General features: G+C 54.8%; 3 tRNA genes. All 3 read right to left on the minus strand.

Annotated features, from left to right (window positions below):
- Positions 1–77 (minus strand) — tRNA-Arg (locus tag MSG37_RS21275).
- 30 nt (positions 78–107) lie between these two features.
- A tRNA-Arg gene (locus tag MSG37_RS21280) sits at positions 108–184 on the minus strand.
- A 21-nt stretch (positions 185–205) separates the two neighbouring features.
- Positions 206–297 (minus strand) — tRNA-Ser (locus tag MSG37_RS21285).
- Positions 298–299: the final 2 nt, after the last annotated feature.

Below are 299 nucleotides of genomic sequence, written 5' to 3' on the forward strand. Positions count from 1 at the left end.
TGGTGCGGATGGGAGGATTCGAACCTCCGACCGCCTGGTTCGTAGCCAGGTACTCTATCCAGCTGAGCTACATCCGCTCACTAAAACATTTATCACGACAATAGAAATGGTGCGGATGGGAGGATTCGAACCTCCGACCGCCTGGTTCGTAGCCAGGTACTCTATCCAGCTGAGCTACATCCGCATCGTTGTCTATTGTAAGAAATGGCGGAGAAGGAGGGATTCGAACCCTCGATGGGAGTTAAAGCCCATACTCCCTTAGCAGGGGAGCGCCTTCGGCCACTCGGCCACCTCTCCGT

It is taken from the genome of Shewanella sp. 1CM18E (genome assembly GCF_023161665.1).
Classification (GTDB): Bacteria; Pseudomonadota; Gammaproteobacteria; order Enterobacterales; family Shewanellaceae; genus Shewanella.